18 protein-coding genes and 2 pseudogenes are annotated in these 16,334 nt (G+C 71.2%); 10 read left to right on the top strand and 10 right to left on the bottom strand.

Annotated elements, in window-relative coordinates:
* Window positions 1-3 precede the first annotated feature (3 nt).
* Window positions 4-696, bottom strand: coding sequence for a DUF6348 family protein (locus tag ABGB18_RS14760; protein WP_347696043.1), 693 nt, complete (start codon window positions 694-696; stop codon window positions 4-6).
* 139 nt (window positions 697-835) lie between these two features.
* On the opposite strand from ABGB18_RS14760, the gene ABGB18_RS14755 reads away from it, so the two are divergent.
* The 5 genes and pseudogenes from ABGB18_RS14755 to ABGB18_RS14735 all read left to right on the top strand — a co-directional run bounded on the left by ABGB18_RS14755 (window position 836) and on the right by ABGB18_RS14735 (window position 4,750).
* On the top strand, window positions 836-1,072 hold the full coding sequence (locus ABGB18_RS14755; protein ID WP_347696042.1) for a hypothetical protein: 237 nt from the start codon (window positions 836-838) through the stop codon (window positions 1,070-1,072).
* Window positions 1,069-2,253: a glycosyltransferase family 4 protein gene (locus tag ABGB18_RS14750; protein ID WP_347696041.1), complete on the top strand. Its 1,185-nt coding sequence runs from the start codon at window positions 1,069-1,071 to the stop codon at window positions 2,251-2,253. The genes ABGB18_RS14755 and ABGB18_RS14750 overlap by 4 nt, the downstream gene beginning before the upstream one ends.
* Before the next feature lie 52 nt (window positions 2,254-2,305).
* Window positions 2,306-2,551: pseudogene (locus ABGB18_RS14745) on the top strand (SAM-dependent methyltransferase); the annotation flags it as partial.
* 112 nt (window positions 2,552-2,663) lie between these two features.
* Complete coding sequence (locus ABGB18_RS14740) at window positions 2,664-3,512, top strand: D-alanyl-D-alanine carboxypeptidase family protein (RefSeq protein WP_347696040.1); 849 nt, start codon at window positions 2,664-2,666, stop codon at window positions 3,510-3,512.
* 158 nt (window positions 3,513-3,670) lie between these two features.
* A complete protein-coding gene (locus ABGB18_RS14735) occupies window positions 3,671-4,750 on the top strand; it encodes an oxidoreductase (RefSeq protein WP_347696039.1) in 1,080 nt (359 codons plus the stop codon).
* Window positions 4,751-4,920: 170 nt separating this feature from the next.
* Here the strand turns inward: ABGB18_RS14735 and ABGB18_RS14730 are convergent, their stop codons facing one another.
* A complete protein-coding gene (locus ABGB18_RS14730) occupies window positions 4,921-5,550 on the bottom strand; it encodes an alpha-ketoglutarate-dependent dioxygenase AlkB (RefSeq protein WP_347696038.1) in 630 nt (209 codons plus the stop codon).
* Window positions 5,551-5,721: 171 nt separating this feature from the next.
* Between ABGB18_RS14730 and ABGB18_RS14725 the strand changes: the two genes are divergently transcribed.
* A complete protein-coding gene (locus ABGB18_RS14725) occupies window positions 5,722-6,489 on the top strand; it encodes a VOC family protein (protein WP_347696037.1) in 768 nt (255 codons plus the stop codon).
* A 204-nt stretch (window positions 6,490-6,693) separates the two neighbouring features.
* On the opposite strand, the gene ABGB18_RS14720 is transcribed toward ABGB18_RS14725, so the two are convergent.
* The 6 genes from ABGB18_RS14720 to ABGB18_RS14695 form a co-directional block, all read right to left on the bottom strand.
* The gene (locus tag ABGB18_RS14720) at window positions 6,694-7,239 is read right to left on the bottom strand and encodes a CGNR zinc finger domain-containing protein (RefSeq protein WP_347696036.1); all 546 of its coding nucleotides are present in this window, start codon (window positions 7,237-7,239) and stop codon (window positions 6,694-6,696) included.
* Window positions 7,240-7,329: 90 nt separating this feature from the next.
* On the bottom strand, window positions 7,330-7,803 hold the full coding sequence (locus tag ABGB18_RS14715; protein ID WP_347696035.1) for an SRPBCC family protein: 474 nt from the start codon (window positions 7,801-7,803) through the stop codon (window positions 7,330-7,332).
* Window positions 7,796-8,143, bottom strand: a complete 348-nt coding sequence (locus ABGB18_RS14710) for a metalloregulator ArsR/SmtB family transcription factor (RefSeq protein WP_347696034.1) — start codon at window positions 8,141-8,143, stop codon at window positions 7,796-7,798. Before ABGB18_RS14710 ends, ABGB18_RS14715 begins: the two co-directional genes overlap by 8 nt.
* 28 nt (window positions 8,144-8,171) lie before the next feature.
* Window positions 8,172-8,924: an SDR family oxidoreductase gene (locus ABGB18_RS14705; RefSeq protein WP_347696033.1), complete on the bottom strand. Its 753-nt coding sequence runs from the start codon at window positions 8,922-8,924 to the stop codon at window positions 8,172-8,174.
* Between the two features lie 78 nt (window positions 8,925-9,002).
* A complete protein-coding gene (locus ABGB18_RS14700) occupies window positions 9,003-9,365 on the bottom strand; it encodes a DUF2203 domain-containing protein (RefSeq protein ID WP_347696032.1) in 363 nt (120 codons plus the stop codon).
* Window positions 9,366-9,375: 10 nt separating this feature from the next.
* Window positions 9,376-10,056: a GntR family transcriptional regulator gene (locus tag ABGB18_RS14695; protein WP_347696031.1), complete on the bottom strand. Its 681-nt coding sequence runs from the start codon at window positions 10,054-10,056 to the stop codon at window positions 9,376-9,378.
* Window positions 10,057-10,147: 91 nt separating this feature from the next.
* Between ABGB18_RS14695 and ABGB18_RS14690 the strand changes: the two genes are divergently transcribed.
* Window positions 10,148-11,473, top strand: a complete 1,326-nt coding sequence (locus tag ABGB18_RS14690) for an MFS transporter (protein WP_347696030.1) — start codon at window positions 10,148-10,150, stop codon at window positions 11,471-11,473.
* 58 nt (window positions 11,474-11,531) lie between these two features.
* Window positions 11,532-12,476 (top strand): SPFH domain-containing protein, encoded by a 945-nt coding sequence (locus ABGB18_RS14685; RefSeq protein ID WP_347696029.1) that lies wholly within the window; start codon window positions 11,532-11,534, stop codon window positions 12,474-12,476.
* A 2-nt stretch (window positions 12,477-12,478) separates the two neighbouring features.
* Here ABGB18_RS14685 and ABGB18_RS14680 read toward each other — a convergent pair whose 3' ends face one another.
* A complete protein-coding gene (locus tag ABGB18_RS14680; RefSeq protein WP_347696028.1) occupies window positions 12,479-13,774 on the bottom strand; it encodes an MFS transporter in 1,296 nt (431 codons plus the stop codon).
* 257 nt (window positions 13,775-14,031) lie between these two features.
* Between ABGB18_RS14680 and ABGB18_RS14675 the strand changes: the two genes are divergently transcribed.
* Together ABGB18_RS14675 and ABGB18_RS14670 are read left to right on the top strand one after the other, a co-directional pair.
* Window positions 14,032-14,739, top strand: coding sequence for a hypothetical protein (locus ABGB18_RS14675; protein WP_347696027.1), 708 nt, complete (start codon window positions 14,032-14,034; stop codon window positions 14,737-14,739).
* Between the two features lie 43 nt (window positions 14,740-14,782).
* Window positions 14,783-15,172, top strand: a pseudogene (locus ABGB18_RS14670) (GNAT family N-acetyltransferase); the annotation flags it as partial.
* A 175-nt stretch (window positions 15,173-15,347) separates the two neighbouring features.
* Here the strand turns inward: ABGB18_RS14670 and ABGB18_RS14665 are convergent.
* Window positions 15,348-15,863, bottom strand: a complete 516-nt coding sequence (locus tag ABGB18_RS14665; protein ID WP_347696247.1) for a hypothetical protein — start codon at window positions 15,861-15,863, stop codon at window positions 15,348-15,350.
* Between the last annotated feature and the right edge of the window lie 471 nt (window positions 15,864-16,334).

Genomic DNA, 16,334 nt, shown 5'->3' with positions numbered 1-16,334 from the left:
GCGCTATCCGGCCTCGTCGTGGATCAGCAGGATGAAGGTACGGGCGTAGGACAGGCCCGTGGCGGGCCGGGGCCAGGGCAGCCCGGCCAGGGCCGCGGAGGCCGGCTCGTGGTAGACGCCGTTGACCCGGATCTCGGCCGTCTCGCTGCCCTCGCCGACCCCGAAGAACGCCTTGACGCCCATCAGGCGCTCGCGCTCGTACGTGCCCTTCAGCGCCGGGGCCAGATGCGGGAGCAGCACGTGGTCCACGGCCCAGCGCTGCACGGCGTCGTGGTCGTCGCCGGTGCCCCACCCGATGATGCCGCCGTGGACGGCGTGCCGGCCGGGGAACCCCGCGGGATCGCCGGGCGGGAAGTGGCTCGCGTGGGTGCCGTCCTGGGCGAGGAGTTCGAGCAGCGCGCTGCCGGTGGTGCCGAGCCACATCTCGATGGCCCGGTCGACGGCCTCCTGAGCGGTGCCGCCGTAGCCGGCGACGCAGTCGCTGACCGTGGTCTCCTCGGGGAGATCGACGTTGAGCACGAAGTCAAGGTCGAGGTGGCCGGGGGTGCCCGTGTGGTCCTCGCCGAGCATGGCCGCGAGCGTGCCGGGGCCCCTGGCGATGCCGTCGCGGACCTCCCAGGGCCGGCCCATGGCCGCGCTCAGCCGCCGCGCGACCAGGCCCAGCACCACGTCGTCCGCCAAGCGCGCCTCGTCCATCGCAACCCCTCGACACCGTCACCGGGGGCAAGGCTAGCGCTTTTGATCATCAACCGACACCGGCGCGGCCGCCCCCGGGGCTCGGCGCCGCCCGCCATTGCCAGGGAATCACCAGGAAGCGCCGGTAGTCTGCGTCGGCATGAACTGGCAGCGCGAAACGCACAAAGCGCTGGTCAGGTTCACCGGATTCCAGATCGCACGGGTGGGGAAGGCCATGCTTCCCCCGCCCGCCCCCGAGATCAGACCGCCCGCGGATCCGCAAACCGACCGGCTGCTCGAAGCCCCGTTCCTCCTGTCCCCCGCGCGGTCCGGCTCGACCCTCGCGCGCTCGAACCCCCCGGCCCCCATGAGCCGCACCCGGGGGTACGTCAGGTGAGGATCCGCTATCTCCTGCTGCACGCCTATGGCACGGGCGGCACCATCCGCACGATCGTCAGCCAGGCGAACGCGATGGCGGCCGCCGGACACGACGTGGAGCTGGTCAGCCTGGTACGGCGGCGCGACAAGCCCCGGTTCGCGCTGCACCCGCGAGCCTCCGTCACCACACTGGTGGACCAGCGCGGGGGCCTGGGCCGGGAGCCGGACTCGGTCGGGCGCCGGGCCTGGCGCCGGATCCGCGGGCAGGTCGTGCCGCTCGGCGAGTTCGCGACCGGCTACTTCACCGAGCGGGTGGAGCGGGCCGCGCTCGACTACGTCTCCGGCCTGCGTGACGGCATCCTGGTCACCACCCGGCCCGCGCTGAACCTGATCTCCGCCCGCCGCACGCCCAGGTCGGTCGTCAGGGTCGCCCAGGAGCACATGAACCTGACGGCCTATCCGGAGAGCCTGCGCAAGGAGATCGCCCGTCACTACGGGCGGTTCGACGCGATCACGGTGCTGACGCGTACGAACCGGCTCGAATACCAGCGGCTGCTGCCCGGCACCCCGATCGTGCAGATCCCGGACGCCGTCCACCGGGCCGAGCAGGAGCCTTCCCGGCAGGTGAATCCCGTCGTGGTGGCGGCCGGCCGGCTGGTGCCGCAGAAGGGGTTCGACCTGCTCATCCAGGCCTTCGCGCAGGTGGTGCGAGAGCATCCGGACTGGCGGCTGCGCATCTTCGGCACCGGGCCGCGCCAGAGCGAGCTCGCCGGGCTCGTCGAGCAGTACGGGCTGGGCCGGCACGTGACGCTGCCCGGGCGTACCGAGCGGCTGGACAAGGAGCTGGCCGGTGCCTCGGTGTACGCGCTGAGCTCCCGCTTCGAGGGCCTGCCCATGGTCATGATCGAAGCCATGACGCACGCGCTGCCCGTGGTCGCCTTCGACTGCCCAACGGGTCCCGGGGACGTGCTGACGGACGGCGTGGACGGGGTGCTCGTGCCGCCCCGGGACGTGGACGCGCTGGCCGCGACACTGAACCGGGTCATCGCCGACCGGGACCTGCGGCTGCGCCTGGGGACGGCGGCGGCCAAGACGGCGCTGTCGTACGGGCCGGACCAGGTGATGCCGCAGTGGGAGGACCTGTTCGAGAGACTGCTGCGAGGAGGACGCGCGATCGACGACCTCTGGACCGGCGGCTGACCGCCTCCCGCCGACCGCTGACCGCGCGTTCGGAGGCCCCCGGGCGAACCCCGGCGCGGTGGTCGTCGGCGTGGACAACGACCCCGTCGTGCTGTCTCACGGGCGGGAGGCCGGCGACGGCGTGCACCTGGTGCCGGGCGACGTACGCGAGCCCGGGCGGATCATCGCGGACCTGGACGGGATCGTGGACTGGTCGCGGCCGGTGGCGATGGTGTTCGTCGCGGTGCCGCACTTCGTGCCGGAGCCGCTTAAAATCCCATATATCCAGAAAAGATCTACGTTTTCTGTTTTCCCGTGAAAATCGGGGTTTTCACGTCGTCTGTCACGAAATGTCAGTCATTTCGTCAAAAGCAGTGCAAGGCGCGCGGCAGCCTGTGGCCATGCGTAACCGGAAAGCTCGTCTCGCCACCATGGCAGGCGCTCTTGCCCTGGTCACAGGGCTCGCCGTGCCGGCCTATGCGCAGGCGCCCACCCAGACCGCCGCCACCACGGTCGCCGCCGCGCCCTCGGTGTACGGGCGCGCCGCCTACCTGATGGACGCCTCGTCCGGCGATGTCCTGTACCGCAAGAATGCCGGCGAACGAATGCCCATCGCCAGCCTCACCAAGACCATGACGGCTTATGTCGTCCTGAAGTCCGCCAAGCCCACGGACCTGGTCCAGATCCGCGCCCAGGACGTCGACTACGCGGTCGATGGCGGCGGCACCACCGCCGACCTGCGGCCCGGCGACCGCATCCCGGTCGGCGAGCTCATGTACGGCCTGCTGCTGCCCTCCGGCGCCGACGCCGCCCACGCCCTGGCCCGCACGTACGGCCCCGGCGTCAAGGGCTTCGTGGCCAAGATGAACCAGACCGCCCGCAGCCTGGGCATGAACGACACCCAGTACGTCAACGCCGACGGCCTGCCCACACCCGACGGCGACGGCTACTCCACCGCCAGGGACCAGGCGGTGCTGGCCACCGCGGCACTGAAGAACCCGCTGATCAAGGCGGCGGTCAGCAGCCGGCGGCACACACTGGACGCCAACGCCGACCACCGCTCGTACCACTGGCGCAGCACCAACCACCTGCTCGGCGACCCCGGCGTGATCGGCCTGAAGACCGGCTACACCCGGGCGGCCGGTTACTGCCTGGCCTACGCCGCCGACCAGGGCGGGCACCGGCTGGTCGGCGTGCTGCTCGGCGAGTCGAGCTCCAGCCGCCGCTTCTCCACGGCGGAATCGCTCCTGTCCTGGGGCGAAACCCGCCTGTCGGCATAACCCCACCCAGACCGCGCCATCGCCGGCCACGACCACCTTGACGGTGGTCGCCACGGAGCCTCCTGGGCCACGGGGGCGCACCGCTGGGCGGCCGTGTGCGTTGCCCCGAACGGGGGACCCCATGGACGGTGTTGATCTTTTGGGCTAGTTTGCCCGGCATGAGGCTTCGAATCGCGCTGGGTGCGCCGTCAGCGGCGGCGGCCGCCGTACTTGCCGCCGTCGTACTCGCCGCGCCGCTCCCCGCCCACGCCGTCCAGCGGCCGGAGCTCGGCTGGGACGTCAAGCCGACCGGAGTGACGGCCCGCCTGCGCGGGCTGTCGCCGGTGAGCCGGGGCGTGGTGTGGGCCTCGGGCTCGGGGGGCACGGTGCTGCGGACCGTGGACGGCGGGCGCTCCTGGCAGAACGTCTCGCCGCCCGGCACGACCGCGCTCGAGTTCCGCGACATCGAGGCGTTCGACGCGCGCCGGGCCGTGGCGCTGTCCATCGGCGCGGGTCCGGACTCCCGCGTCTACCGGACCGACGACGGCGGGCGTACGTGGACGGAGACGTTCAGGAACGACGAGCCGCAGGCGTTCTACGACTGCATGGCCTTCTTCGACCGGCGGCACGGGCTGGCCATGAGCGACCCCGTGGACGGCAGGTTCCGGATCCTGGCCACGGCGGACGGCGGGCGGAGCTGGCAGGTGCTGCCGTCCGGCGGCATGCCGCAGGCCCTGCCCGGCGAGGCCGGGTTCGCGGCGAGCGGGCAGTGCCTCGTCACGGCGGGCGGGCGGGACGCGTGGCTGGCCACCGGCGGGGCCGAACGGTCGCGGGTGTTCCACTCGGGCGATCGCGGACGCACGTGGACCGTGACCGACACGCCGATCCCGGCGGGCGACCCGGCGCGGGGCGTCTTCGCGCTGGCCTTCCGCGACCCGCACCGGGGCATCGCGGTCGGCGGCGACTACCGGATCGAGCAGCGGTCACCCGTCGCGGGGGCGGTGACCCGGGACGGCGGCGCCTCCTGGGCCGTCTCCGCCACGCCTCCTCCCGCGTACCGGTCAGGGGTGACCTGGCTGCCGCACCAGCCGTCCGCGGCCGTGGCGGTGGGGCCCTCCGGGAGTGATGTGACGTACTCGGACGGGAGGAAGTGGGAGACGTTCGACGAAGGCTCGTTCGACACGGTGTCGTGCGCCCGGGATCGGTCGTGCTGGGCCGCGGGCGAACAGGGCCGCATCGCCGAACTGACCACCCGCTGACCGAACCTCGCTCCGGCGCCGTTTTCCCGCGCGGCGAGCGGCCACGCGCGGCGGCCTCCCCTCCCCGCCTCGCGGGGGCGATGCACGCATCAGCGCGCTGCCGCACCGCCACGCCATGGACGGTCGCGCGGGCGGCCGCGTGGTTTCCGCCTTGCGGGTGGGTGCGCTCGTCAGCGGACGCCGTGGGGGCGGAACTGGATGCTGATGCGGGGGCCCGCCGGGCGGGAGGTCTTCTGGATGGCGTGCTCCCAGGTGCGCTGGCAGCTTCCGCCCATCACGATCAGGTCGCCGTGGCCGAGGTCGTGGCGGAGGGAGTGGCCGCCGCCGCGGGGTCGCAGGAGAAGTGAGCGGGGACAGCCGACCGAGATGATCGCGACCATGGTGTCCTCCGTGCTCCCCCGGCCGATCGTGTCGCCGTGCCAGGCCACGCTGTCACGGCCGTCGCGGTAGAAGCAGAGACCGGCCGTGCGGAACGGCTCCCCCAGCTCCTCCCCGTAGTGGGCGTCGAGGGCGTGCCTGGCCTCCTCCAGGATCGGGTCGGGCAGGGCCTCGTCCTCGTCGTAGAACTTCAGCAGCCGGGGGACGTCCACCACCTGGTCGTACATCCGCCGGCGCTCCGCCCGCCAGGGGACCGACTCCACCAGCCGCTCGTAGAGCTCGTCGGCACCCGTCAGCCACCCCGGCCGCAGATCGATCCACGCGCCGCGGCTGAGCCGAGTCCTGCGGACCGTGGCGCCGAGCGGGCCGACCTTGAGCTCTTCGTCAAGATCTAGCAGAGACGCTTGGAAAATCGGTGCCATGGCGTCGAGTCTATGCCATAGTTCAAACACGCATTCGACTGCGTTCGGGCTCGCATCTGCCCGCGGGTCGTGCCAGGCCGGCAGTCGCCGGAAAGGAGTGGCGTCGCCTCTCAGACCGCGCCGCGAGGCGAAGAGGCCACCCACCGCTTCGTCACACGAAGGAGCGCATGCATGCTCACCATCGACTACCTTCCGGGCACACCCTGCTGGATCGACGTCAACAGCCCAGATGTGGCGGCTTCCACCGCGTTCTACACCGGGCTGTTCGGGTGGGAGGCCGTCTCGCTGGGTCCCGCGCACATGGACTACCGCTTCTGCCAGACCGGCGGGAAGACCGTCGCCGGCATCGGCAAGGCCACCGAGCGCAACCCGGCCCGGCCCTGGACGGTCTACTTTCACACACCCGACGCCGACGCCGTCGCCAAGACGATCGAACAGGCGGGCGGCAAGATCCTCGCCGCACCGTACGACATCCCGGGTCAGGGCCGGATGGCGATGTTCGCCGACCCGGCGGGGGCCATGTTCGCGGTGTGGCAGCCGGGGGCGACCAAGGGGCTCGGCCTGGTCGCCGGCCCCGGCTCGCTGGGCTGGATCGAGCTCTACTCCCCTGACCCCGCCGGCATCCGCTCCTTCTACGAGGCGGTCTTCGGCTGGCAGGTCGAGGAGATGCCGATGGGCGACACGCCATATCCCATCATCTCTCCCGCCGGGGGCGGCGAGTCGTCGTCCATGGCGGGGATCTGGCAGACCGAGCCCGGAGACGGCGCGCACTGGCTGCCGTACTTCGAGGTGTCCGACTGCGACGCCACGATGACCAAGGCGCAGCGCTTCGGCGGCACGGTGCGGAGTCCCGCGACGACGGTGGAAGGGGTCGGCCGCATGGGCGTGCTCGTCGACCCCTTCAGCGCCCGGTTCGCGGTTCTCGCCAGTTCGGGCTGAGCTCTCCCGTGCGAACTCAAGACGGCCGGTCTGTGCGGTACGCAGTCCGCACAGACCGGCCGTCAACCCGAGCCCCGAGCGATTTCCCAGCTCAGGGGCTACCTGCGAGTTCCTCATTCCCCTGAGTGCGGGCCCCTTACATCGGGCCCGCGCTCTCCTGTAACGTCTTCATAGTGTAATACCGTTACATGGGGTGCCGGCTGGTCAGCCTTCCACGCTGGAGGCGGTGCGTGAGCGGTGGGCGGCGACGCGTTCGCGGGTGGCGCAGCGGGTGCTGCAGTAGCGGCGCGGACTGCCGCCGCCGAAGTCCAGGTACGGCCGCCCGCAACTTCCCGAGGCGCACAATCCGCCGGGAACCCGCTGGTAGTCGGCGAGCAGCACGGCCAGCGCCAGCGCCGACGACACCAGGAACCACTCGCCCCACGGCGCGTCGTCCCCGCTGTCGACGTGCAGGTGCCAGCTCGTCGCGCCGTCGTGGCTGGTCAGCCTGGGTGCCCGGGCCGCGCCGGCGAGCAGCCGGTTGAGCAGGGCAGCGGCTTCGCCGGCGGTCGCCGCGCCGAGCACCTCGCGCAGCCGGGCCGCCGCCGCCCGCATGGCGGTCACGTCCGCCGCGGCGAGGTCGATCTCCCCGGCCTCGCCGTGCTCGCGCAGGACACGCGTCACCGACTCGATCGAGGGCTGCTCGTGCAGCAGCGCCACGCACAGGTCGACCGCCCTGGCGGCCATCGCCTTGGTCGAGTGAACCTCCACGCAAGCAGCGTATGCCCGTACGCGGGAGCCGCGGCGGGAACTCTCGCGAGTCCCACAGAGCTCCCCCGGCCGCCGCCGACGATCTGGGAGTCAGGGGCGGGTGGTGAGGAGCTCGGCGAGGCGGTCCATGGATTCGCGGCCGCCCCTCGGGCCGTCGGCCCGGACGATGGCGTCGCGGGCCTGCACCGACTGGTGCACGGACTGGGCCACGTAGCGTGTGCCGCCGTCCACCGCCTCCAGGGTGACCGTCTCCAGTGCCACCTCCTCTGGCGTGCCCTCGTACTGCCAGGTGCGGACGAACCGCTCGGGCACCACGATGTCGTGGTAGACACCCCGGAAGTAGTATTCCCGGCCGCCCGAGTCGACGTTGGCGTAGCGCCACTGGCCGCCCGGCCTGACCTCCATGCGATCGACCCTGGTGGTGAGGAGACGCGGCCCCCACCATCGCGGGATGAGCTCCGGATCCGTCACCACCCGGAACACCACGTCCGGGGGCGCGTCGAACATCCGGACCATGACGACGTCCTGCCTGCCCGGCTCGATGACGAACTCGGTGTCACCCATGGCCGCCTCCTTCCTGCCTGCGCCGGAACTTCCCGATCTCCTCGTCGAGGCGGTCGAACCGGTCCGTCCAGCGCTCACGGTAACGGTCGATCCAATCCGACGCGGTCTCCAGCGGGGCCGTCTCCAGCCGGCACGGCCGCCACTGCGCGTCGCGGCCCCTGCTGATGAGCCCGGCCCGCTCCAGCACCTTCAGATGCTTGGAAACCGCCTGGAGGCTCATGTCGAACGGCTCGGCCAGTTCGTTGACCGTGGCCTCCCCGTCGGCCAGCCGGGCCAGGATGGCCCGCCGCGTCGGATCCGCCAGTGCGGCGAAGGTGAGGCTGAGCTGGTCGTCTGGCATCCGGGCCGGTCCTTCTCTCGGTGTCCGATCAATGATCCACGATCGCACCACACGAGATGTTGACGGTCGCGGAGGTCATGGTCCTGGCCCGGTCGGAGGCCACGAACGCGGCGACGTCGCCCACGTCGGCCAGCGTCGCCACCCGGCCCAGCAGGGTCGCCTCGCGCAGCCCCGCGGCGATCTCGTCCTTGGGGGCGAAGCCGTCCGGCATGCTCTCCGGCACCCCGCCGGTGATCATCGTGACGACGCGGATGCCGTGCGCGCCGACCTCGCACGCCCACTGCCGTCGGATGCCCTCCATGGCATCGAGCGCGACCTTGAAGCCGCCGAGCCCGGGCAGGGTCTGAGGGCCGCCACCGCCGAACATGAGGACCACCCCGGATCCGCGCGGGACCATGTGCTTGACGGCGGCCCTGATGGTCAGGAACTGCGTGCGCGCGGCCACCGCGATCGGCTGGACGAACTCCTCGGCGGTGATCTCGGTCAGCGGCTTCTGCACGTCCTGGACCGAGATGGCGTTGAAGGAGATGTCGATGGCGCCCGCCCGCTCGGCCACCGAGTCGGTGAAGGCGCCGACGGACCGCTCGTCGAGCGCGTCCACCCGCGCGCTCTCCGCGGCGCCGCCGGCGGCGCCGATCTCGCCGGCGACCTTGTCGAGGATGGCGAGGGTGCGACCGGCCAGGAAGACGCGGGCGCCCTCGCGGGCGAAGGCCCGCGCGGCCGCGCCGCCGATCGGACCGCCCGCGCCGTAGACGACGGCCACCTTGTCCCGCAGGAGCATGGCATTCAACCTTTCGGTTAATCAACTTGTAAGTTGAATATAGGGCATGAGCCGCTCACGTCAAGAGCAGGGATCAGGTCAGGGCAGGGGGCGGCGACCGGCGAACCCCAGGTCCGCGCGGTGGTACCAGCCGAGCTCCGGCTCGCCCTCGATCCAGCACAGCCGTACGTCCTCCCCGTCGAGCACCGCGGGGAAGTCGATCAGCACCGGCGCGATGCCCTTGACCTCGATCCCCCGCTCGGTCCAGCCGCTGAGGATGTCCTGGATGCGCGCCTCGTGCGCCTTGAGCTCGGGGAGGCCGCCCCGTTCGGAGATGCCCCTGATCTGCCGGTCGGCGGTGATCTCGGCAAGGTCGGCCCGGGCCGAGATCACCTCGCGAGCCTCCTCCATGAGGCCGGGCAGCAGCGAACGGGCCTCGTCAACGGTGAAGATCCGGTCCATGCGCAGAACGTTAGCGGTTCGGCTCGTACGCGTGGATGAGGAGCCGTTCGGCGTGGTCGAGGTAGTCGTCGAGATAGGCGGCGGCCCGCTCGGGCTCCCCGGCCTCGATCAGCCCGAGCAGCGTGCGGTTGCGGTCGACGAACGGCTCGTGGAAGGCCCGCGGATTCTCCATCACGTGGAAGACCAACCGGAGCTCGGCCAGCAACTGGCGCATGGCCTCGTCGATCCTGGGGCTGTCGTTCAGCGAGACGAGCGCCTGGTGGAAGCGGATGTTGGCGGTGCCGACGCCCTGCCAGTCGTCCCGCCCGGCGGCCCGCTCGGCATCCAGCACGGCCTCCTTGAGACCCTCCAGGGCCCGCTCGTCCGGCTTGCGGCGGACCGCCGCCCCTTCGAGCACGCGGCGCACCCGGTAGAGGTCGGACACGTCCTCGGCGGACGGCAGGCGGACGAAGACGCCCCGGTTGAGCTTGTGGTCCAGCAGTCGCTCGTGGCCGAGCAGCCGGAACGCCTCGCGCAGCGTGTTGCGCGACACGCCGAGCCCTTCGGAGATCGTCTCCTCCGACAACCGCTGGCCCGGCTGGAAGAAGCCCGCGCTGATGCGGTCGCGCAGGATGTCGGCCACACGCTCGGCCGTGCTGCTGCGTCCCAGCCGGGGCCGGTCTCGGGAGAGGTCGGCTGCCACGTTGTCCACAATTCAGAGGAAATCATGGAGCAAACCTCTTGTCGAATTGTTCAACGATCCTTACGTTGAGAGCAACCCCCTCAATTCAAGGAGCAATCGAATGTCAGGCTCCCCGCAACAAACCCGGCGGGTGATCCTCGCCAGCCTGATCGGCACGTCGCTGGAGTGGTACGACTTCTTCCTGTACACCACGGCTGCCACCCTGGTCTTCCCGCAGCTCTTCTTCCCCTCCCTGGACCCGTTCAACGCCACGCTGGCATCGCTGACGACCAACGCCGTGGCGTTCGTCGCCCGGCCGCTGGGCGGCATCGTGTTCGGCCACTTCGGCGACCGGGCCGGCCGCAAGACCGTGCTCGTGGTGACGCTCCTGGTCATGGGCATCTCGACGTTCCTCATCGGCGTGTTGCCCGGCTACGCGAGCCTGGGCGTGGCCGCGCCGGTCCTGCTGGCGCTGCTCAGGTTCGTGCAGGGCCTGGGACTCGGCGGGGAGTGGGGCGGCGCGGTGATCATGTCGCTGGAGCACGGCGACGGCCGCCGGCGCGGTTTCAACGCGAGCTGGCCGCAGGTGGGCGTGCCCGCCGGATACGTCCTGGCCACGGGCCTGCTGACGATCCTGTCGTTCGCGCAGTCCGACGAGGCGTTCCTGTCGTGGGGCTGGCGGGTGCCGTTCCTGCTGTCGGGCGCGCTGGTGTTCGTGGGCCTGTGGGTGCGGCTGAGGATCACCGAGTCGCCGCTCTTCGCCGAGGTCGCGCAGCAGGGCGCCAAGGCGAGGATGCCGCTGCTGGAGGTGCTGCGCACCCACCCGCGGGCGCTGCTGTCCGCCTTCACCGCGCGCATCGGGGTGGACGTGGCCTTCTACACCTTCACCGCGTACATCATCGTCTACATCACCGGCCAGTTGAAGCTGGACCGGTCGGTGGCGCTGAACGCGGTACTGATCGGCTCGGCGCTGCAACTGGTGCTGATCCCGCTGTTCGGCTCGCTGTCGGACCGGCTGGGCCGGCGGCCGGTCTACTTCGCCGGCGTGGTGGCCGCGGCGGTGTGGGTGTTCGCGTTCTTCCCGCTGCTCGACAGCAGGTCGTTCCCGCTGATCGCGCTGGCCGCCGTGGTCGCGATGATCACACACGCCATCATGTACGGGCCGCAGGCGGCGTTCATCGCCGAGCTGTTCAGCACGCGGCTGCGCTACAGCGGCGCCTCGATGGGCTACCAGGTGGCCGGCATCGTGGGCGGCGCGCTGGCGCCCATCATCGCGGTGCAGCTCTACCAGACCTACCAGAGCACGCTGGCGGTGTCGGTCTACGTGGTCATCGCCCTCGCGGTCACGGCCGTGGGCCTGGCCATCGCCCCGGAGACCCGCGACCTCGACCTGACCGAGTCCGTCCCCGGGGACAAGCAGCCCGGCCCGGTGGGGCCGTTCGCCTAGAACGCCGCGAAAGCCGCGGGCGGCGGCTGCCAACGCCGCCCGCGCGAAAGGGGAACGCATGAGAATCGCCCTCATCGTCGTCGCCGCCCTGATCGCGGTCCCCGTGCTCATCGGGGCCCTGGGAGGCATGGAGAGCACGAGCGGCGGCGAGGTCGCCGTCATCCGCGACGGCGGGCCGCTCGACGACAACAAGGTACGCCAGGTGATCGACCCCGGCTCGGGCATGACCTGGACCGGCCTGTGGTCCGCCACCCACCTCTACCCGGCGCAGCAGCGGTTCTACACGATCACCGCCGACGCCAAGCGGGCCACCAACCTCGGAGTGGACGTGGTCACCGTGCCGAGCAGCGACGGCGTGAACCTCGGCATCGAGGGCACCCTGTACTTCACGCTCAACCTCGACCACGAGACGCTGAAGCAGTTCGACGACAGGTACGGCACCCGTACCTTCCGCGCCCAGGACGACCGCTCGCTCTACGCGTGGGAAGGCGACGAGGGCTGGACGGCGTTCTTCGGCCAGGCGGTCCGGCCGGTGATCGACAACGCGCTGCGCAGCCGGCTCGGCGCCATGCGCTGCGCGGAGCTGGTCCCCTCATGCTCGCTGCTGCGGAGCTCCGAGGGGGCCACGGACCCGAAACCGCAGGACGGCAACGCCGCCATCGCCAGGGTCCAGGACGAGGTCAACGCCGCGCTGGCCCGCGACCTGCCCGCGACGCTGGGCGGGGACTTCTTCTCCGGGCTGCGGTTCACGCTGGTCAAGGTGACGCTGCCGGGCGAGGTGCAGCAGGCGGTGAACCGCTCCCTCGCGGCCTCCGCGGCCGTGGCCGAGGCGCAGGCGAAGGTCGCCCAGGCCAGGGCGGAGGCGGAGGCGAACCGGGCCCGGCAGGACGGCTACGACAAGTGCCCGGCCTGCGCCGAGATCGAGAAGCTGAAGTCGCTGCCCCAGGGCATCACGGTGTACGCGCCGGGAAACCCGCAGTCGGTCGTCGTGCCGTCCCGCTGAGCCTAGCCCGCCACCTCCGGGGGCGCGGCCTTCGGCGTGCGCCACCGGCCCTTGAAGGCCACCATCGACGCCAGGAAGACGACCTGGCCGGCCAGCGCTACGGCCAGCCAGGTCTCCCATCCGCCGGCCTCCACGATCGGCGGCGAGACCACCAGCATCACCACGATCATGACGCGGACGACCATGCCCCAGATGCCCAGCGCGGAGCCCTGGAGCCGGGATTCGACGTCCTCGGCGTCCTCGGAGAAGTTGGCCATCCAGGGCACGTACGCGATGCCCATGAACAGGAAGAGCAGCGCGTACACGATCGTGACCTGCGCGGTGGGGACGCCGGGGCCGGCCAGGGAGATGAAGTAGGCCAGCGCCCCCGCCGTCAGCACCGTTCCGACAGCGGTGAACGGCTTGCGCAACTGCCGGCGGTCGGACAGGCGGCCGACCACCACCACGGCCGCGGCGTTGAGCACGATGCCCAGCGCCACCACCCGGTTGGCGACCGCCGCGTCCATGCCGAACGCGTCGGACAGGATGGTCTGGCCGAAGATCGCGAACGTCCAGTAGAGCACCTGCCAGCCGGTGTTGCCGAAGACGTGTGCCCACAGGTGCGGATGCCTCAGCAGCTCCCGTACCCGGCCGTGCGCGGGGCTCCCCGCGGCCGCCACGGCCTGCTCGGCCTGGAGCACCTGGGCCCGCAGCGCCCCCGACGGCTCGGCGATCTTCCACACGATGACCGCGCACATCGCCAGCGACACCACGCCCATGATGATCGCCTGAGACTGCCACGCGTTGCCGAACAGCGGGAGCGTGAACCCCGCGATGAACGAGGCCAGGAACGACGCCCCCACCGGCCCCCAGGTCCAGAACGCGAACGCCTGCGCCCGCCCCATGCGCGGCGAGAAGTCCCGCACCAGCGAGGCGGTGATCGTGATGCCCGCGCCCTCGATGAACAGCATCAGGCACCGGACCCAGAACAGCTCCGCCACGCTGTCCACGGTGGCGAGCAGGAAGTTGCAGGCCGCCGTGACGGTCAGGGTCGGCACCAGGATGGTGACGCGTCCCCACCGGTCGGACAGGATGCCACCGAACCCGGCCGAGACCCCGCCCACCAGCACCGACAGCGCGGCGATCTGGCCGTAGACGGTGAGCGACATGCTGAGGTCGTCCATGAGGAGGGGCAGGATGGTGGCCAGTGTGGTCTCGAAGTTGGCCACCAGGCTCGCCAGGACGGCGACGGCGAGGAGAAGGATCCGGCGCCGGCCCACGGGGTAGACGCTCAGCTCGCGAACATAGAACGGCTTCATTCCCATCCTCCAGGGGACGGTCCTGTAACTGTCGCTCTAGAACGCGTTTCTAGTCGCTTCAGGGTTTCCGTTTCTAACAGATAAGTCAACGTAGGAGGCGATAACAAGGTCATCTCGATCACGAGGCGCCGGGTTGTGACGCAATCGCCATCGATTCATCGAACAACCATCCTCGAATGCGCATAAACTGCGCGCCTGTGAGCCTGCCTGTACGTGAACGTTCCCCGCGGCCGGGTGGCGGTCGTCACCGCCGTCCCGTGCCCACGTCCCTGCCGCCGGACGCCCCTCTGCTCGTGCTCGCCACCCCTGGGGGCACCTCCGGAGTGGCCGAGGAGATCGCGGCCGTGGTACGCGTCGACAACCCGCAGATCGAGGTGCGCCTGACGAGCGTCACCGACCTGGCCGACTCCCTGCCCGCCGGCCGTGACTCCGTGGTCGTGCCCCTGCTCACGTGGGACGACCCGGTCGTCCTGGCGGAGATCGGCAAGGCCATCGCGGCAAGCGGATCCAGCGCCGTCGCCACCGAGGCGCTCGGCCCCCACCCGCTGCTGGCCGAGGCCCTGCACATCAGGCTGGCGGAGCGCGGGCTGGCCCGGGCCGACCGGGTACGCCTGCTGAACGTCTCCAGCCCCGTCGACGCCGTCATCCTGGCCACGGTGGGCGGCGAGCGGGCCGTGCACTCCGTGCAGGCCACCGCGGTGCTCCTGGCCTCCAGGCTCACACTGCCGGTGGTCGCCGCCTCCCTCGACAGCGAGCCCGGGGTCGGCGTCGCGGCGCAGCGGCTGCGGGCGGCCGGCGCGCGACGACTGGCCGTCGCGCCCTGCCTGATCGGCCACGAGGCCCCGGCGGAGATCGTCGAGCAGGCCGCCACGGCGATCGACGCCGGACACGCGCTGCCGCTCGGCGCCCATAGCGCCGTCGCCGAACTTGTCGCCCGGGCTTACGGAAGCCAGCTCGCTACTTGACCGGGTCTTGTAAAGATCACTGAAGTCGCTTACGTTCTTGCGCATGCGGCCCGTAGTGTGCGAGGGCGAGCGGCTCGGCCTCTGTGACATCACGGAGGCCGACGTGACCGCCCTGCATGCCATCTACGGTGACCCGGTGGCGACCCAGCACCTGCCGTTCGAGCCGCGCAGCCCGGCGGAGGTGGCCGGCCTCGTCGGCCAGGCCCTGGAGGCGGCCGCCGCGGAGCCGCGCCGCCTCTACGTCCCGACCGTGGTGGACGCCTCCAGCCGCAAGGTGATCGGGGTGGCCCGGCTGCGGGTCTCAGGCCGGCATCCGCACAGCGCCGAGATCGGGTTCGGGCTCCATCCCGACCAGTGGGGGCGGGGTATCGGCACGGATCTCGTACGGCTGCTGCTGGTGTTCGGGTTCAAGGAGCTGGGGCTGCACCGGATCTGGGGCGCCCGCTCCCCCGCCAACCTGCCGGCCCAGCTCGCGATGCCGACGGCGGGCATGGCGGAGGAGGGCCGCATCCGGCACCATGCACACGCCGCAGGGGTGGCGCGACTCGATCGTGCACTCGGCGCTGCAGGACGAGTGGACCAACCGCTGAATTCGGCACCTGGCGAGGTCAGACGCGCCATCCGGCGAGGACCCGTTCGGCGACCTGGCGCGGAGTGCCACCGGTGCCGTCCACGCAGAAGTCGCCCAACCGGGCCGCGTCAAGCACCGCCGCCAACTCCCCGGCCCTCCGCAGATGCCAGTCGAGCGCCTCGGGCTCGTGCCGGTGGCGTTCGGCCAGCCGCCGGTGCGCCTCGGGGAGCGCGAGGCGGATCCGGCAGACGGAGAGAGGGACGCCGAGGGCCTCCTCGTGGCGGCGGTGCTCTTCGCGGTCCTCGATGACGCCCGCCAGCACCAGCCGCCGCACCCCCTCGGCCAGGAAGTTACCGGCCACGGCACGCAGGTTGCGCAGGGTCACGGCGCCGCCCAAGGGGTCGTCCGTGGGTGCGGGCCAGAGGCGGCGCAGCCAGTCGAGATCGATGACGGCGTGCGGCTGGCCGAGCTCGGCGAGCAGATCGCCGACCGCCCCGGCAACAGAGGTCTTGCCCGCGCCGACCGTACCGGTGATCAGAAGAGCCACGGCCATCCGCGATCCTACCCACCCCCACCGCCACGGGCTGGGGGAACCGCAGACACTCTCGCCCTCACCCGCGATCCCAGGTCCTCTCACCCCACCCGCCCCCACGATGCCGGGGCCTCACACCTCGCCCCGTACTCACGATCCGGAGCACGCGGGCCTCCTCGCGCTCGCCCCGCCCCGTACTGACGATCAGAGCAGTCGCGACCGTTTCGCAGTCGCGCCCGGGGACTCGCGGGAGGCCGGAGTGGCGGGCGCAGGAATTGTCAGTGCCGCACCCTACGATGAGGCTCCTCATGGAGAGCTCTGAGCTGTTGGTCATGTTGTCAGCGCTTGTCAGCATTCATCAAGATGTGTCGATGGAGGGCCGTGGGGTGAAGCAGCCGATTGGCGTTCCAGGTATCGCTCAGGTGTTCTATCCGAGCCGGACTACTGGTAATCTAACGGTCACGTTCAGTGAACATTTCGGGGGTGTGGTCG

Source organism: Nonomuraea sp. B12E4, assembly GCF_039871825.1.
Lineage (GTDB): Bacteria > Actinomycetota > Actinomycetes > Streptosporangiales > Streptosporangiaceae > Nonomuraea.
Note: the sequence above shows the minus strand (reverse complement) of the source record. Positions and strands in the feature narration are given on the sequence as shown.

Excerpts from the sequence above, each read along its gene's own strand:
- ABGB18_RS14760 (WP_347696043.1), bottom strand. The coding sequence starts at position 696 with ATGGACGAGGCGCGCTTGGCGGACGACGTGGTGCTGGGCCTGGTCGCG.
- ABGB18_RS14755 (WP_347696042.1), top strand. The coding sequence starts at position 836 with ATGAACTGGCAGCGCGAAACGCACAAAGCGCTGGTCAGGTTCACCGGA.
- ABGB18_RS14740 (WP_347696040.1), top strand. The coding sequence starts at position 2,664 with ATGGCAGGCGCTCTTGCCCTGGTCACAGGGCTCGCCGTGCCGGCCTAT.
- ABGB18_RS14735 (WP_347696039.1), top strand. The coding sequence starts at position 3,671 with ATGAGGCTTCGAATCGCGCTGGGTGCGCCGTCAGCGGCGGCGGCCGCC.
- ABGB18_RS14730 (WP_347696038.1), bottom strand. The coding sequence starts at position 5,550 with ATGGCACCGATTTTCCAAGCGTCTCTGCTAGATCTTGACGAAGAGCTC.
- ABGB18_RS14725 (WP_347696037.1), top strand. The coding sequence starts at position 5,722 with ATGCTCACCATCGACTACCTTCCGGGCACACCCTGCTGGATCGACGTC.
- ABGB18_RS14715 (WP_347696035.1), bottom strand. The coding sequence starts at position 7,803 with ATGGGTGACACCGAGTTCGTCATCGAGCCGGGCAGGCAGGACGTCGTC.
- ABGB18_RS14710 (WP_347696034.1), bottom strand. The coding sequence starts at position 8,143 with ATGCCAGACGACCAGCTCAGCCTCACCTTCGCCGCACTGGCGGATCCG.
- ABGB18_RS14705 (WP_347696033.1), bottom strand. The coding sequence starts at position 8,924 with ATGCTCCTGCGGGACAAGGTGGCCGTCGTCTACGGCGCGGGCGGTCCG.
- ABGB18_RS14700 (WP_347696032.1), bottom strand. The coding sequence starts at position 9,365 with ATGGACCGGATCTTCACCGTTGACGAGGCCCGTTCGCTGCTGCCCGGC.
- ABGB18_RS14690 (WP_347696030.1), top strand. The coding sequence starts at position 10,148 with ATGTCAGGCTCCCCGCAACAAACCCGGCGGGTGATCCTCGCCAGCCTG.
- ABGB18_RS14685 (WP_347696029.1), top strand. The coding sequence starts at position 11,532 with ATGAGAATCGCCCTCATCGTCGTCGCCGCCCTGATCGCGGTCCCCGTG.
- ABGB18_RS14680 (WP_347696028.1), bottom strand. The coding sequence starts at position 13,774 with ATGAAGCCGTTCTATGTTCGCGAGCTGAGCGTCTACCCCGTGGGCCGG.
- ABGB18_RS14665 (WP_347696247.1), bottom strand. The coding sequence starts at position 15,863 with ATGGCCGTGGCTCTTCTGATCACCGGTACGGTCGGCGCGGGCAAGACC.